At 55.2% G+C, this 14482-nt stretch carries 14 protein-coding genes; 12 read left to right on the forward strand and 2 right to left on the reverse strand.

All coding sequences use genetic code 11. The annotated features are described in order from the left end of the window. Nucleotides 1-25: 25 nt before the first annotated feature. The gene (locus tag Q9L42_RS13315; RefSeq protein ID WP_349431227.1) at nucleotides 26-547 is read right to left on the reverse strand and encodes a TetR family transcriptional regulator C-terminal domain-containing protein; all 522 of its coding nucleotides are present in this window, start codon (nucleotides 545-547) and stop codon (nucleotides 26-28) included. Beyond that, complete coding sequence (locus Q9L42_RS21480; protein WP_432648842.1) at nucleotides 453-650, reverse strand: TetR family transcriptional regulator; 198 nt, start codon at nucleotides 648-650, stop codon at nucleotides 453-455. The genes Q9L42_RS13315 and Q9L42_RS21480 overlap by 95 nt, the downstream gene beginning before the upstream one ends. Nucleotides 651-769: 119 nt before the next feature. On the opposite strand from Q9L42_RS21480, the gene Q9L42_RS13320 reads away from it, so the two are divergent. From Q9L42_RS13320 to Q9L42_RS13375, 12 genes are all read left to right on the forward strand, one after another. After that, on the forward strand, nucleotides 770-1201 hold the full coding sequence (locus tag Q9L42_RS13320; protein ID WP_305907901.1) for an SRPBCC family protein: 432 nt from the start codon (nucleotides 770-772) through the stop codon (nucleotides 1199-1201). Then, nucleotides 1198-1602 (forward strand): hypothetical protein, encoded by a 405-nt coding sequence (locus Q9L42_RS13325; protein ID WP_305907900.1) that lies wholly within the window; start codon nucleotides 1198-1200, stop codon nucleotides 1600-1602. The genes Q9L42_RS13320 and Q9L42_RS13325 overlap by 4 nt, the downstream gene beginning before the upstream one ends. Nucleotides 1603-1625: 23 nt before the next feature. Further along, the gene (locus Q9L42_RS13330) at nucleotides 1626-2207 is read left to right on the forward strand and encodes a redoxin domain-containing protein (RefSeq protein WP_305907899.1); all 582 of its coding nucleotides are present in this window, start codon (nucleotides 1626-1628) and stop codon (nucleotides 2205-2207) included. Nucleotides 2208-2499: 292 nt separating this feature from the next. Beyond that, nucleotides 2500-4647: a dihydrolipoyl dehydrogenase gene (lpdA, locus tag Q9L42_RS13335; protein WP_349431228.1), complete on the forward strand. Its 2148-nt coding sequence runs from the start codon at nucleotides 2500-2502 to the stop codon at nucleotides 4645-4647. A 13-nt stretch (nucleotides 4648-4660) separates the two neighbouring features. After that, nucleotides 4661-5098, forward strand: a complete 438-nt coding sequence (locus tag Q9L42_RS13340; RefSeq protein ID WP_349431229.1) for a DUF3592 domain-containing protein — start codon at nucleotides 4661-4663, stop codon at nucleotides 5096-5098. A gap of 35 nt (nucleotides 5099-5133) precedes the next feature. Further along, the gene (gene tssL / locus Q9L42_RS13345) at nucleotides 5134-5973 is read left to right on the forward strand and encodes a type VI secretion system protein TssL, long form (protein ID WP_349431230.1); all 840 of its coding nucleotides are present in this window, start codon (nucleotides 5134-5136) and stop codon (nucleotides 5971-5973) included. A 621-nt stretch (nucleotides 5974-6594) separates the two neighbouring features. Then, on the forward strand, nucleotides 6595-8235 hold the full coding sequence (locus tag Q9L42_RS13350) for an acetolactate synthase large subunit (protein WP_305907896.1): 1641 nt from the start codon (nucleotides 6595-6597) through the stop codon (nucleotides 8233-8235). A gap of 14 nt (nucleotides 8236-8249) precedes the next feature. Continuing rightward, nucleotides 8250-9683, forward strand: a complete 1434-nt coding sequence (locus tag Q9L42_RS13355) for an aldehyde dehydrogenase family protein (RefSeq protein WP_305907895.1) — start codon at nucleotides 8250-8252, stop codon at nucleotides 9681-9683. 19 nt (nucleotides 9684-9702) lie between these two features. Then, complete coding sequence (locus tag Q9L42_RS13360) at nucleotides 9703-10671, forward strand: DUF3179 domain-containing protein (protein WP_305907894.1); 969 nt, start codon at nucleotides 9703-9705, stop codon at nucleotides 10669-10671. Beyond that, nucleotides 10668-11744, forward strand: coding sequence for a cobalamin-independent methionine synthase II family protein (locus Q9L42_RS13365; protein WP_305907893.1), 1077 nt, complete (start codon nucleotides 10668-10670; stop codon nucleotides 11742-11744). Before Q9L42_RS13360 ends, Q9L42_RS13365 begins: the two co-directional genes overlap by 4 nt. Beyond that, nucleotides 11745-13373 (forward strand): NAD-dependent malic enzyme, encoded by a 1629-nt coding sequence (locus Q9L42_RS13370; protein ID WP_305907892.1) that lies wholly within the window; start codon nucleotides 11745-11747, stop codon nucleotides 13371-13373. 460 nt (nucleotides 13374-13833) lie between these two features. Further along, on the forward strand, nucleotides 13834-14367 hold the full coding sequence (locus tag Q9L42_RS13375) for a hypothetical protein (RefSeq protein WP_305907891.1): 534 nt from the start codon (nucleotides 13834-13836) through the stop codon (nucleotides 14365-14367). Nucleotides 14368-14482: the final 115 nt, after the last annotated feature.

Genomic DNA, 14482 nt, shown 5'->3' on the forward strand with positions numbered 1-14482 from the left:
TGCGATCAATTTTCCGTGGATGAAATCAAGGATGTTGAAAAGGGGACGGGCGGTGGCGACTGTCGGGATCGATCACACTCAGCAATTGATCGACGATAATTTGTAAATCTAAGCGGTCGGGTTGCATTTTATTAAACAGACGTAAACCGAAAATCCCCGTCACCAAGAATTGGGCCAATGCTTCAGGATTTTGCTTGGAGGCGAGCCGGCCTTGCCGTTGCGCTTCGGATAACACTTGCTGTAGTTCCCGTCGTACCTCGGTAAACATGCGTTGCAATCGGGCATTGATTTCAGCATCCTGCACGGGTATTTCCGACAACGTGTTGATCAATAAACAGCCTTTGCGATCGGGATCGTTGCAGGATTCTTGCACCAGCTGTTCGAAAAACGCGCGCAAACGCTGCAGCGGATCATCATCGCTGTGTAACACGTTGAACAGGGATTTTTTCAAATTAGCGAAATAAGCATCCAGCGACGCCAAAAAAAGCCCCCGCTTGTCGCCAAAAGCGGCGTACGTACAGACTGCCAGGCTGGAGGCCGGTGGCATTTACCAGGTTTTTGATCGAGGTTGCCGTATAACCTCTTAGCCAAAAGACATCGATCGCCTGTTGCAGAACGTGGTCGCGGTCGAATGCAATGGGTCTGGCCATACTAATATCTCGTCGTTTAAAACTTAATTATTGAACAATTGTTCAATAAAAGCTATGCTGATTTTGATTGTTGAACAATCATTCAATAAAACTGCATCTTCAATTTTAGGGAGGACACTATGCCGCAATGTTATCAATCCATCGTCGTCGAGGCGCCTATCGAACAAGTTTGGGATACCCTGAAGGATTTTCACGATATGTCCTGGGCCGATAATGTCATTCAATCCTGCGTCGCTGTTGGCGTTTCAGGCGGGACCGAAGTCGGCGCCAAGCGCGTCCTGAATGATGTTTTCCACGAAACGCTGCTCGAATGCAATAATGACGATTATCGCATCCGTTATTCCATCGACGACGGACCGTCGCCGGTATCGTCCGACGAAGTGCAGAATTATGTTGGTCAGATCCAGCTCAAACCGATAACCCTGTCGGGTTCGACTTTCGTCGAATGGAGCTCCAGATGGGAGTCGACCTCCGAGGAAGCGCGCGATTTTTGCCATCAAATCTATATCGCCCTGCTGAGGGCTCTGGCCGAACGGATGGCGGGGCTATGAATGCTCAGGCTCGTTTGCAATGGTCATTGTTTTTCATGCGTGTCAGCATCTTTGTCGTGATGTTGATGTGGACTTTGGACAAGTTCATCAACCCCGAACATGCGGCTAAGGTCTACCAGAAATTCTATTGGCTGGGTGGATTTAACGATACGGTCATAGCGCTGATCGGCGCTGCCGAACTGATTATTTTACTAGGGTTCTTGCTCGGCCTTTATAAACGTTTTTGCTATGGCGCCGTATTGCTTTTCCACGCCGTTTCGACCCTATCATCGTTCCGGCAATATCTGGCGCCGTTCGAAGGCCCGAATTTATTGTTTTTTGCCGCCTGGCCGATGTTGGCCGGTTGCTTGATGCTTTATTTGATGCGCGATGAAGATAATTTTATGACAGTGAAACGTTAAGCTTACAAAGCAAAGGACTCGCCATGCACGTCTCAACAAAGACATCGAAGCAAGAACAAAGCAAATCTTATCAAATTGGCCATTTAATTACCGAACTCAGCCTGCCTGCCATCGACGGTAGCCGTTTCAATCTAAAACAAATCCAAGGCAAACGTTATCTGCTGTCATTCATGCGCTTTGCCGCTTGCCCGTTTTGCCAATTGAGGATTCATGAACTGATCAGCCGTTGGCAAGAGTTAAGCGATGATTTCACCGTCATTGCCGTGTTCGATTCGCCGCTGAGCAACTTGCAAAAACAGGCCGGCAAGCAGTCGACGCCCTTCCCGATACTGGCGGACGAGTATTCGAAATATTACGATAAATTCGCCATTCGACGGTCGTTGACGGGAACACTGAAGGCAATGTTGTTCAGGATGCCGATGTTATTGAATGCCATGTTCGTCAAAGGCTATTTCCCTTCTTCCATTAAAGGCGAAATGACGACGATGCCAGCCGATATTCTGGTCGATGAACAGGGAATGATCGTAGAAATTTATCACGGTAAGGACAGTGGCGATCATTTGTCGTTCGAGCGAATCAAGGTTTTCGCCAGCGGCGTTAATTGACAACTATCGGTCCGGTAACTTGTGTATCGTGCTTTCGCTAGGTCGCCAGTCCGCAGCCCGCAGATAGCCCTATGGAATGCGAGGCGTCGGAGATACGAACATCCCCGGATTCCGCTGCGCTGCATCCGGGCTACGGCCTGTAAGTATTGTCTCGATTCAGCGACCAACAGGCATCGACAATCGATTTAATTGGAGTGACTATGATGTTAGCAACTAGCCAGGGTAGGGAGCCGTTTCGGCCCCGATCAACTTTTACCGACATGGATTTAGCCTTATCGAAGGAGGGTGGGCAATGAAACTGTCAAAATGGCTGTTGTTATTGTTGATCGCGGGCGCCGTCGCGGCTTTTTTCGCCTTCGACCTGCAACAGTATCTAACCCTGGATACGTTAAAGGCCCGACAGGCCGATATCGAATCCTTTCGTAGCGCAAATAAGGTCTTAGCTATTGCAATCTACGCTCTACTCTATATCGCCGTTACCGGTCTATCGCTGCCCGGCGCGGCGGTATTGACGCTGGCCGGCGGCGCCGTATTCGGTCTGCTGTGGGGAACCTTGATCGTCTCCTTCGCCTCGACCATCGGCGCGACACTGGCGTTCCTGGCCGCGCGCTTCGTGTTTCGGGACGCCGTCAGGGCGCGCTTCGAAAAACGATTGCAAGCGATCGACGAAGGCGTCGCCCGTGACGGCGCCTTTTATTTATTCACCTTGCGATTGGTGCCGCTGTTTCCGTTTTTCGTGATCAATCTGGCGATGGGATTGACGGCGATTCGCACCTGGACCTTTTATTGGGTCAGCCAGGTCGGTATGTTGGCGGGTACGGTCGTTTACGTCAATGCCGGCACGCAACTGGCGCAGATCGATTCGCTGTCCGACATTCTGTCGCCGGCCTTGTTGGGCTCTTTCGTGCTGTTGGGGTTGTTTCCGTTATTGGCGAAAAAAATCGTCGAGGCGGCGCGCCGTCTGAAAGTCTATCGGGGATGGCGCAAACCCAAAGCTTACGACAACAACCTGATCGTCATCGGCGCCGGTTCCGGCGGTTTGGTGACCGCCTATATCGCCGCGGCGGTCAAGGCCAAGGTGACGCTGATCGAAAAACACAAGATGGGGGGCGATTGCCTGAACACCGGCTGCGTGCCGTCCAAAGCGCTGATCCGTTCGGCCAAGTGGCTGTCGCATCTCAAACGCCATGAGGAATTCGGCATCAAGCAGGCCCAGGCCGATGTCGATTTCGCCGCTGTGATGGAGCGGGTGCAGACTGTTATTAAAACCGTCGAACCGCATGATTCGATCGAGCGTTATAGCGAACTCGGCGTCGAGGTCGTGACCGGCGAGGCTAAAATTCTGTCTCCCTGGGAAGTGAAGGTCACCACGGCGCAGGGCGTGAAGACCCTGACCACCCGGGCCATCGTCATCGCCGCCGGGGCACGCCCGTTCGTGCCGCCAATTCCGGGGCTCGATAAAATTGACTACCTGACTTCGGATAATGTCTGGAATCTGCGCGAGCTCCCAAAGCGCCTGTTGGTCCTGGGCGGCGGACCGATCGGCAGCGAGTTGACGCAAAGTTTCGCCCGTTTGGGCAGTCGCGTCACTCAAGTGGAAATGGCGCCGCGCATCATGGGCCGCGAAGACCCCGAAGTATCCGAGGCGGTCATGAAGCGATTCAGCAAGGAAGGCGTCGATGTGCGGGTGGAACACACGGCCAAGGCGTTCATCATAGAAAACGGTGAAAAAATCCTGCTGGCTGAACACGAAGAACAAACGGTCAAGATCCCGTTCGACCAGGTCTTGGTCGCGATAGGGCGCGCACCCAATGTGACCGGCTATGGCATCGAGGAACTGGGAATAGCGTTGTCGCCACGTAAGACCATCGCCACCGACCCGTTCCAACGCACCAATTATCCCAATATCTATGCGGTCGGCGATGTTGCAGGGCCATATCAATTCACCCATACCGCCGCCCATCAGGCCTGGTATGCCGCGGTCAACGCCCTGTTCGGCCGCTTCAAGAAATTCCGCACCGATTATTCGGTGATTCCGTGGTCGACTTTCACCGATCCGGAAGTCGCGCGTGTCGGGCTTAACGAACAGGACGCCAAGCAGCAAGGCATTGCCTATGAAGTCGTGTCCTACGGCATCGACGATCTGGACCGGGCGATCGCCGACGGCGAGGCGCACGGTTTCGTGAAGATATTGACCAAGCCTGGCAAGGACAAGATTCTAGGGGTCACCATCGTCGGAGAACACGCCGGCGATTTGATCGCCGAATTCGTGCTGGCAATGAAACACGGTATTGGCCTGAACAAGGTGTTGGGGACGATACATATCTATCCGACCCTGGCCGAGGCCAACAAATACGCGGCCGGCGTTTGGAAGAAAGCGCATGCGCCGGAAGGTTTGTTGCGCTGGGTAGCCCGTTATCATCGCTGGCGCAGAAGATAAGTTTACAAATATCATGACAATACGGCTGAAAGCGTTCGTCTATGCCTGCGCTTTTACCGCCTTGAGCGGATTTCTTTTCTACACCAGCGGAAGCGATTTATTTAACAGTCTGCGCATTGCCATGGACGGCCTCAAGACCGAAGGCCGGGTCGTTACGGTGGATCGTGTTTATCGGTCCGGTCAGGATAACTTTTATCTGGAGATTCGATTCAGCGACCATCGGGGCAAAAGCCATCGATTCAAAAACCGGCATCCTTATAGTTATTTGTTTGCCCCCGAAGCCGACGATAGGGTGACTGTGCGATATTGGCGTAACGATACTCGTATCGCGATGCTGTCAACCGTATGGGAATCATTTTTTGGCCCCTTGTTGAGTCTTCTCATGGCTGTTTTTTTTAGTTGGATGGCGGTCGAGGAGTATAAAAAAGTACTGACCGGAAAAGACAGGTAAACGCCGAGAATATCAATAGTCAAAAGGAGTAAGAAATGGCGGAAAAAAAATGTCCACCGACTGGCGCACCACCCTGGATGGCGACGTTTGCCGATATGGTGACGTTGTTAATGGCTTTTTTTGTTTTATTGCTGTCGTTTTCGTCGATGGATGTCAAGCATTTCAAGGAAATGGCCCAATCGATCCAGGATGCATTCGGAGTGCAAAAGGTGGTTAAGGTCACCGAAGTGCCGATGGGGACCAGTATCATCGCTCAGCATTTTTCGCCGGCGGTAACGGAACCGACGCCGCTGGCGGAGGTGAAGCAAAGCGTCGCGCAAAACCTCGATACAGAAACGCCGCAAGACAGAGACGCCAGACTGAAAGACTTGCGCTTGCAGGTCGACGAGCTGAAAAAACTGATCGTCGAAGCCAAAAGACAGGAAATAGAGGACGCGGCGGAGCAAATTCGCAAGGCGCTAGCCGAGGAAATCGAATCCGGCTTGGTTACAGTCGAGACTCGTGATCTAGATATCATCATCCGCATCAACGAAACCGGTTCGTTTTCTTCCGGCAGCGCCGAATTGAAGGCGGGGTTTTCTCCGGTGATGAAAAAAATAAGTGCTTCGATAAAGAGACTGTCCGGCAAGATTTTAGTAGGCGGCCATACCGACGACATACCGATCGAAACCGATTACTACCGCTCTAATTGGGAACTCTCGGCTTCCCGGGCGGTGACTGTCGCACATCACTTATTGCAGGATCCACTCATCGACCCGGTCCGCGTCGAGGTTGAAGGACACGCCGATACTCAACCGCTAGCGCCGAATAATACAGCCGCAAACAGAGCGAAAAACCGGCGGGTTGAAATCATTCTGGCGCAAGACATCGAGTAACGACTTGGCATCCTGGCTTGGCTGAAAACAGGACTTGAGCATAAATCTTTTTCTCAGTGTAAGTATTGGAGAACTAGCGCGACGTATAGACAAGATAGGTTGATTGAGGCATCTCTGGCATTCGTTTTTCAACGAATGCCAGAGATGCGGTAACCGTAATGCTTGAATGGATGGCGGGAAGCCGGCGCTCATGGACGAGCAACCTTGCAAGCGGAGTTTTCATGATGCTTGTGAGCGACTTCCCTATACAGCCAACGGCTTGCTCAACAATCCAAATTGCAATGCTAATACTTTTGCTAACAATAACTTCCCGATAGGGTTCCCATGCTCTGCGCTCATCGTTATACATAAGTCTCGTCATACCCGCTGGGATGCGGGTATCCAGGGTCAAGGATGATAGCCCGAATACATCCATGTAGCCTGGATTCCGGCAATCCCTGCCGGAATGACATGGATAACATAAAGATGTGTATAACGATGAGTGCTCTGCGTGGGAACCCGGCTAGGGACGCTCCAGCGTCCCGAACCGCAGAGCGGTTCAGACTTCATTCCCACGCAGAGCGGGAACGATGGAGGGACCTTGGAAGTTATTTACGACCATATCCTTAGAGGAGATCCACCATGTCGACCGCCGCCGAATTACTCGTCAAATGTTTGGAAAACGAAGGCGTTGAATATATCTTTGGCATTCCCGGCGAGGAAAACTTGCATGTGATGGACGCCTTGAGGGACAGCAAGATTCGCTTCATCACGGTGCGCCACGAACAAGGAGCGGCGTTCATGGCCGACGTATACGGCCGCCTGACCGGCAACGCCGGCGTCTGCCTGGCGACGCTCGGTCCCGGCGCCACCAACCTGATCACCGGTTTCGCCGACGCCAACATGGACCGGGCGCCGATCGTCGCCATCGCAGGCCAGGGCGCGACGACCCGCTTGCACAAGGAAAGCCATCAGGTGCTCGATTTGGTGAGTCTGTTCAAGCCGATATCCCATTACAGTGCAATGGCGATGGAAGCGGAAAACATTCCGGAAATCACCCGTAAGGCTTTTCAGGAAGCGCAGGGACATAACCCCGGCGGCGCCTTTATTTGTCTGCCGGAAAATATAGCCGGGCAAACGCTCGATCAGGCTCAGGAGGCGTTGTCAGTCAATCGCTCGTTCCTGCCCAAGCCGACCGAAGCCAGCATCACACAGGCCGTGCAGTTGATTTCCAAGGCCGAGGCGCCGATCATTCTGGCCGGCAATGGCGTGATTCGCAATCGGGCTTGTCAGGACCTGATGCAATTCGCCGAGCGCCTGAATATTCCGGTTTCACAAACCTTCATGGCCAAGGGCGTCATTCCTTTTTCCCATGCTCTGTCACTCGGCACGATCGGCCTGCAGGCGCACGATTATGTCGCCTGCGGCTTCGAGCAAGCCGACCTGGTGATTTGCATCGGCTTCGACATGGTGGAATATCATCCGTATTTATGGCATCCCCGCCGCGATAAAAAAATCGTCCACATTCATAACACCCCCGCCGAGATCGACGCCCATTATGGGGTTTCCGCCGACGTGGTCGGCGACATTGCGCTGGCGTTGCGCGATATCGCCGAGTATGTGCGGCCGAAATCCCACCATAACGGCGACGACTTGAAGCGGACCATCGTCAGCGAACTGGATGCCTATGCGCAGGACGCCGGCTTTCCGCTCAAGCCGCAACGCATCCTCGCCGATACCCGGGCGATGTTGGACGATGAGGATATTCTGATTTCCGATGTCGGCGCCCACAAGATGTGGATTGCCCGCCTGTTCCGCTGCGAGGCGCCGAACACCTGCATTATCTCCAACGGATTTGCGTCGATGGGCATCGGTGTGCCTGGCGCAATCGCCGCTAAATTGGTGCATCCTGAGCGCAAGGTGTTGACCATCACCGGTGACGCCGGTTTCATGATGAATTCGCAGGAAATCGAAACCGCGCTGCGTTATCAAATCCCGATCGTGATCATGATCTGGAATGATGGTGAATACGGCCTGATCAAGTGGCATCAGCAACGCCGTTTCGGCCGCACCGGTTTCATCGAGTTCAACAATCCGGATTTCGTCAAATACGCCGAGGCCTTCGGCGCTAAAGGCTATCGGGTCAATGCGGCCGACCAGTTGCTGCCGACGCTGAAACAGGCGTTCGCCGACGACACCGTCGTCGTCATCGACGTGCCGGTGGATTATTCGGAAAACATGCGCTTGACCGAAAAACTCGGCAAGTTATTGAGTCAGTCTTGAATTGGGAGGTTTTCATGCATTTTTCTGTTAAAGTGCCGGGCGCAGATCAAGCGGGCATCCTCGAAGTCAAATCGCCGTACAGCGGCGACGTCGTCGGAACCGTCGCCAGCGTCGATTCGGCCGGTGTCGAACAGGCGCTGAACACCAGTTTCTCGCTTTATCAAAAACGCAATCAGTGGTTGCCGGCCGCCCGGCGCGCCGCCATCCTGGAACGGATGGCGACGTTGATGGAGCAACGCGCCGAACAGTTGATTGCCGCAGCGGTCGCCGAAGGCGGCAAGCCCTACCGGGATACCCAGGCCGAACTCATGCGGGCGATCGACGGCGTCAAGAATTGTCGGGAATGCCTGCGCTCGGAAAGCGGTCGGGAAGTACCGATGCAGCTCAACGCCGCCTCGGCCGGACGCCTGGCATTCACCCATCGCGAACCGATCGGTCCGGTGGTGGCGATCAGCGCGTTCAATCATCCGCTCAATTTGATCGTGCATCAAATCGGTCCGGCGATTGCCGCCGGCTGTCCGGTCATCGTCAAGCCGGCCGAAAAAACCCCGCTGTCCGCCTTTCTGCTGGTCGATCTGCTGCGCGAAGCGGGTTTACCCGAAGCCTGGTGCCAACCGCTGGTGACCGAAAATTTGACAGTCGCCGAAGCCCTGGCGACCGATTCCCGGGTCGCCTTTCTCAGTTTCATCGGCAGCGCCGAGGTCGGTTGGCGGTTACGCTCGAAGTTGGCGCCGGGAACACGTTGCGCGTTGGAACATGGCGGCGCGGCGCCGGTCATCGTCGCGGATGACGCCGACCTCGACGCCATGTTGCCGTTGTTGCTGAAGGGCGCTTTTTATCATGCCGGGCAAGTCTGCGTCTCGGTGCAACGGATTTTCGCTCAGCGCCCCATCGCCAGGGATCTGGCCGAAAGATTGGCGCACGGCGCCGGCGAATTGCGGGTCGGCGACCCGGCTAATGCCGACACCGATGTCGGTCCGTTGATTCGGCCCGAGGCGGTCGAACGCATCGACGCCTGGGTCAATCAAGCGCTGGAGGCGGGCGCCGACTGCCTGACCGGTGGCAAGAGAATGTCGGAAGTCCTCTATCCGCCAACAGTGTTGTTCGATCCCGATACGGCCAGCCGGGTGAGCCGGGAGGAAATCTTCGGCCCTGTGGTCTGCATTTATCCCTACGATACCCTCGACGAAGCAATCAGCCGAGCCAATGACACACCGTTCGCCTTTCAGGCGGCGGTCATGACGCGCGATATCGATACAGCCCTGTATGCATACCATCATTTGCAAGCATCGAGCGTGATGCTCAACGACCACACCGCGTTTCGCGTGGACTGGATGCCGTTCGCCGGCCTCAAGCAATCCGGTTACGGCGTTGGCGGCATTCCCTATACCTTCAGGGAGATGCAGAACGAAAAAATGCTGGTGTTTCATTCCGCCGCGTTGCGATGAACATGAGGAGGAGAGAGCGATGAAGCTGTTAAAACCCTTTACGATGCTTTACCTGCTGTTGTGGCTGAGCGGCTGCTCGGCGCAAAGCAAAAACGGTTTCGATCTGACCGGGGCCCTGGTTCCGGCCGACCACATTCTGAGCGGCGGCCCGGTCAAGGACGGCATTCCGGCCATCGACAACCCGACGTTTATCGAGCCTTCCCAGGCCGATTATTTAAAAGAATCTTCGCCGGTGTTGGGCATGACCTACCATGGTGAAGCCAGGGCGTATCCGATCAATATTCTCAACTGGCATGAAATCGTCAACGACCGCTTCGGCGACGAACCGGTCGTGATCACGTTTTGTCCGTTATGCGGCAGCGGCATGGCGTTTTCCGCCCGCATCGATGGCGAGCCGCACACATTCGGCGTCTCCGGGCTGCTATATAACAGCGACGTATTGCTATACGACCGTCAAACCGAGTCGCTATGGTCGCAGCTGATGACGCAGGCGGTTTCGGGACCGCACAAAGGCAAACAGTTACACCCCTTGCCGGTATTGCACACCACCTGGCAAGATTGGTTAAGCCGTCATCCCGATACCCGGGTGCTGTCGACCGATACCGGTTATCGCCGCGCTTATCGGCACAGCCCCTACCAGGCCTATCTGGACAGTCCGCGGCTGATGTTTCCGGTCGTCACCGCGGTCAGCAAGCGTTACCATCCCAAGGAAGCGGTGCTGGGCGTCGAAATCAAGGGGGTCTACAAGGCCTATCCGTTCATCGAACTGGAGCAGAGCCCGAGCAAATTCAGCGATAGTGTCGGCGGCCACGAGATCATCATCCGTTATGATTCCGAACACCGAATCGCCGAGGCGTTCGATGCCTCCGGCAAGCCGCTGCCGGCCGTCAGAACCTTCTGGTTCGCCTGGTATTCTTTCCATCTGGACACCGCCGTTTATGTCGCGCCGAAAAAATCCAGCGCATTGATACTCAGGAGCTCACGATGATTCCCACCGAACCGATAGGCAGCATTCCCAGACCACCGCAATTGCTGGCGGTGTTACAACGTTACCGCGTCGGCGAGGCCTCGCCTGCGGAATTGGCCGAGGCGTACGACCAGGCTTTGCAGGATACCGTGCGGCGCTTCGAGGACACCGGTTCGCCGATCATCAGCGACGGTGAACAACGCAAAAGCAGTTTTCTGAGTTATCCGCTGGAGGGCCTCGATAACATTGTCGCCGACGGCCTGATGATTGAGTTCGACGACGGTCATAGCCGGCAGTTGCCCCGCTTGACCGGAGGACCGTTCCATTATCGCCAGTACGCGGTCAAATACCTGCAGTCGGCCATGTATTATGCAAGCGTTCCGGTCAAGCAGGCGGTGATATCCGCTTCCGCGCTAAGCCTGCTGTACCCCGAGCACGGACTGGCCGGATATAGTCGCGAGCAATTCCTGGACGACTTGGTGAGGGAAGTGGCAGGCGATATCCGCCTATGTCTCGCCGCCGGCGCGCATAAGGTGCAAATCGATTTCACCGAGGGCCGGCTGGCGATAAAACTCGATCCCAGCAAGGCGCTGCTGCGGCAATTCATAGCCTTGAACAATCGGGTGCTGGAGCAATTTCCCCCGGAACAGAGGGCGCGCATCGGGGTGCATACATGCCCCGGCGGCGATCATGACGCCACCCACAGCGGCGATGTCGACTACACCGCGTTGCTGCCGGATTTGTTCCGCCTCAAGGCGGGAAATTTCTACCTGCAACTGGCCAGTGAACAAGATCCCTGCCGGGTGCTGGAAACCGTCGCCCGTTGTATAAAACCCGATCAACGCGTTTTTATCGGTGTCGTCGATGTGCTCGACAATACCATCGAAACGCCGAAGCTGGTGTGCGACCGCATCTTGCTGGCAAGCCAGTATATCGCGCCGGAGCAGCTGGGGACCACCGACGATTGCGGTTTTTCGCCGTTCGAGGACGACACGTCGACAGGCCGAGACCTCGCTTTCGCGAAGATCCGGGCCCGCGTGCAGGGCACGCGAATGGCGGCGGAACGTCTGAAGCTACAGAAGCGGGTGGCGTGAATGGCGAATTCCCGACCGCCCGCCGGCCTGACTGGATTGGCCTTGCTGAACAACAGCCAATACAACAAATCGACCGCCTTCACCGAAGACGAACGCGAACGCTTTAAATTACGTGGTCTATTGCCGGCCGCGGTCAGTTCCCAGCGGCTACAGACTGAACTAATCATGGAGAATCTCAGGCGCAAGGCTTACGACATCGAGCGCTATATCTTGTTGATGGCGCTGCAGCAGCGTAACGAACGCTTGTTTTACCGAGTGTTGCTGGAATATATCGAAGAAATCATGCCGCTCGTCTATACCCCGACCGTGGGCCAGGCCTGCCGGGAATTTGCCCATATTTTCAGGCAGCCGCGCGGTTTTTATATCACGCCGACCGACCGCGGCGACATCTTCGATATTCTGGATAATTGGCCGGAGCGGGATGTGCGCATGATCGTCGTGACCGATGGCGAGCGCATTCTCGGTCTCGGCGACCTGGGCGCGAACGGCATGGGCATCCCGATCGGCAAGCTGGCCTTATACACCGCGTTCGCCGGCATTCCGCCGGCGCAATGTCTACCGGTGATGCTTGATGTCGGCACCGATAATCAGATGTTGCGAGAGGACCCTTTATACCTTGGAACCCGGCAACCCCGACTGCGTGGCGCCGACTATCTGGCTCTGGTCGATGAATTCGTCGCCGCGGTGCAACTCAGATATCCGCGCGCCTTGATTCAGTTCGAGGATTTTCTGACGCCCAATGCTTATACGTTATTGAACCGGTATCGGAACAAGGCGCTATGCTTCAACGATGATATTCAGGGAACCGCCGCCGTGGCCCTGGCCGGGGTATTTGCGGCTTGCCGAACCACCGGAAAGGCCTTTGAGACGTTGAAAATACTGTTCTTAGGGGCCGGGTCGGCCGCGACCGGTATCGGCGATTTAGTACAGTTCGCGTTGGTTGCGGCCGGCTTGACGCCGGATCAGGCGCGCAAGCGTCTATGGTTCGCCGATGTCGACGGTTTATTGGTGGCTGGCCGCGAGGGCTTGGCGCCGCACAACCGCCCTTATGCGCACGATGCGTCGCCGGCCGGCGTCATCGAAGCGATCGAACGTATCAAACCCCAAGTATTAATCGGCGCAACCGGCTCGCCGGGCGCCTTCGGCGAGCGGATTATCCGGACCATGGCGAGTATCAATGAACGGCCGGTGATCTTCGCCTTGTCGAATCCGACCGAGCGGGCCGAATGCAGCGCCGAACAGGCTTATCGTTGGAGCGAGGGAAGAGCCTTATTCGCCAGCGGCAGCCCGTTCGCGCCTGTCCTGATGAACGGAAAAACGCTGAAACCGGGGCAGGGCAACAATGCCTATATCTTTCCCGGCATCGGCCTGGGTGCGCTGGCTTGCCAAGCCACTCGCATCAGCGATGAAATGTTCCTGAAGGCCGCCGAAGTGCTGGCCGACAGTGTCGCCGACGACGATTTGCGTCAGGGAAGCTTGTATCCACCGTTGTCGCAACTCAGGGAGGTTTCGCTGAAAATCGCTGCCGCTGTCGCGGAAGTCGCTTATAGGCAAGGCCTGGCTAAAGCGGCTGACCGGGATATCCGGATAGAAACGATCCGAGCCATGATGTATGACCCCGTCTATTGAGCGAGCGCCTCATGCCACGAGGGCATCAGTCGCAATTCTCTGCGTAAGCCGGCTGCGATAAGCGTAAGGAGTCGTTGTAACCGACGACTAATAGTCGATTCACAAGGAATCGCTATAGCTTAGGAGCATGCACAAAATAGCTTCTCGAAACCGTAAGCTTTGTGGAGGTTCGGTAACTCGCTTGACAGGACGCCGTTCACCCAGCACCTAAATAAACGAAGATGATTTATCGCAGCCATTATCCTATGGAATTTAGGTGCTGGGTGAATACATCCGTGGCAGCTAACAGCTCCTGCTTACCGCTGCACTTACACGTCCTTGTGCGGTGTAGGCTTGACGGCGGCTATCCCTGCCGCCGACACCTGTCAAACGAGCCACCGAACCCCCTTCCTACTTGAAGAAGTTACTTCATGCTCGTTCCTTAGTTACCAAAGTCGTCATTAATTAACGGGAGAATGCCATGAAATGTCTTTACTATCTGAGTCCCACCATCGCCAGTGTCAGCAAGATTACCGATGATCTACATAAGGCCGGTATCGACGACTGGTTCATTCATGTGATGAGCAAGGATGAAACCGGGTTGACAACAAACAAGATCCATTCGAGCAACTATCTCGAGCAACTGGATATCCTTCGTTTCGGCATCATCGGCGCGATCGGCGGTTTTGTCGTGGGATTATTGGCTGCGTATTGGTTTTATTCGGCCAAGCCTTTCGGCCCGGACGTATCGGTCGGCGCCTATTATGCGATCGTTGTGTTTTTTTCATTGTTTGGCGCATGGGAAGGCGGCCTGACCGGAATTGCCACGGAAAATAAAAAGATTTCACAATTTCACGACGACCTGGAGAACGGTAAAAACCTTGTCTTGATCTATGCCAAAAAGGACGCCGAGAGCGTCATAGGGAAGATCATGTCGAGGCAACACCCGGAAGCGGAACTCGCTGCTATTGACAGCAGTTTTTACAATCCCTTGACAAGACTGAAACGGATCTGAATCCTGGGTGTGAAACCGCTTGTTTACAAGGGGCGTATCGTTTCCGCGCTCGGCGTAGAAATGCACGCCGGGTCGTGCTGCGTCACGCACGGAGGAACGGTGCATGCGGGTTCCC

The sequence above is a fragment of the Methylomarinum sp. Ch1-1 genome, from assembly GCF_030717995.2.
Taxonomy (GTDB): Bacteria; Pseudomonadota; Gammaproteobacteria; order Methylococcales; family Methylomonadaceae; genus Methylomarinum; species Methylomarinum roseum.

Bases quoted from the DNA above. Each gene is read 5' to 3' on its own strand.
- Q9L42_RS13315 (WP_349431227.1), bottom strand. From the start codon at position 547: ATGCCACCGGCCTCCAGCCTGGCAGTCTGTACGTACGCCGCTTTTGGC.
- Q9L42_RS21480 (WP_432648842.1), bottom strand. From the start codon at position 650: ATGGCCAGACCCATTGCATTCGACCGCGACCACGTTCTGCAACAGGCG.
- Q9L42_RS13320 (WP_305907901.1), top strand. From the start codon at position 770: ATGCCGCAATGTTATCAATCCATCGTCGTCGAGGCGCCTATCGAACAA.
- Q9L42_RS13325 (WP_305907900.1), top strand. From the start codon at position 1,198: ATGAATGCTCAGGCTCGTTTGCAATGGTCATTGTTTTTCATGCGTGTC.
- Q9L42_RS13330 (WP_305907899.1), top strand. From the start codon at position 1,626: ATGCACGTCTCAACAAAGACATCGAAGCAAGAACAAAGCAAATCTTAT.
- lpdA (WP_349431228.1), top strand. From the start codon at position 2,500: ATGAAACTGTCAAAATGGCTGTTGTTATTGTTGATCGCGGGCGCCGTC.
- Q9L42_RS13340 (WP_349431229.1), top strand. From the start codon at position 4,661: ATGACAATACGGCTGAAAGCGTTCGTCTATGCCTGCGCTTTTACCGCC.
- tssL (WP_349431230.1), top strand. From the start codon at position 5,134: ATGGCGGAAAAAAAATGTCCACCGACTGGCGCACCACCCTGGATGGCG.
- Q9L42_RS13350 (WP_305907896.1), top strand. From the start codon at position 6,595: ATGTCGACCGCCGCCGAATTACTCGTCAAATGTTTGGAAAACGAAGGC.
- Q9L42_RS13355 (WP_305907895.1), top strand. From the start codon at position 8,250: ATGCATTTTTCTGTTAAAGTGCCGGGCGCAGATCAAGCGGGCATCCTC.
- Q9L42_RS13360 (WP_305907894.1), top strand. From the start codon at position 9,703: ATGAAGCTGTTAAAACCCTTTACGATGCTTTACCTGCTGTTGTGGCTG.
- Q9L42_RS13365 (WP_305907893.1), top strand. From the start codon at position 10,668: ATGATTCCCACCGAACCGATAGGCAGCATTCCCAGACCACCGCAATTG.
- Q9L42_RS13370 (WP_305907892.1), top strand. From the start codon at position 11,745: ATGGCGAATTCCCGACCGCCCGCCGGCCTGACTGGATTGGCCTTGCTG.
- Q9L42_RS13375 (WP_305907891.1), top strand. From the start codon at position 13,834: ATGAAATGTCTTTACTATCTGAGTCCCACCATCGCCAGTGTCAGCAAG.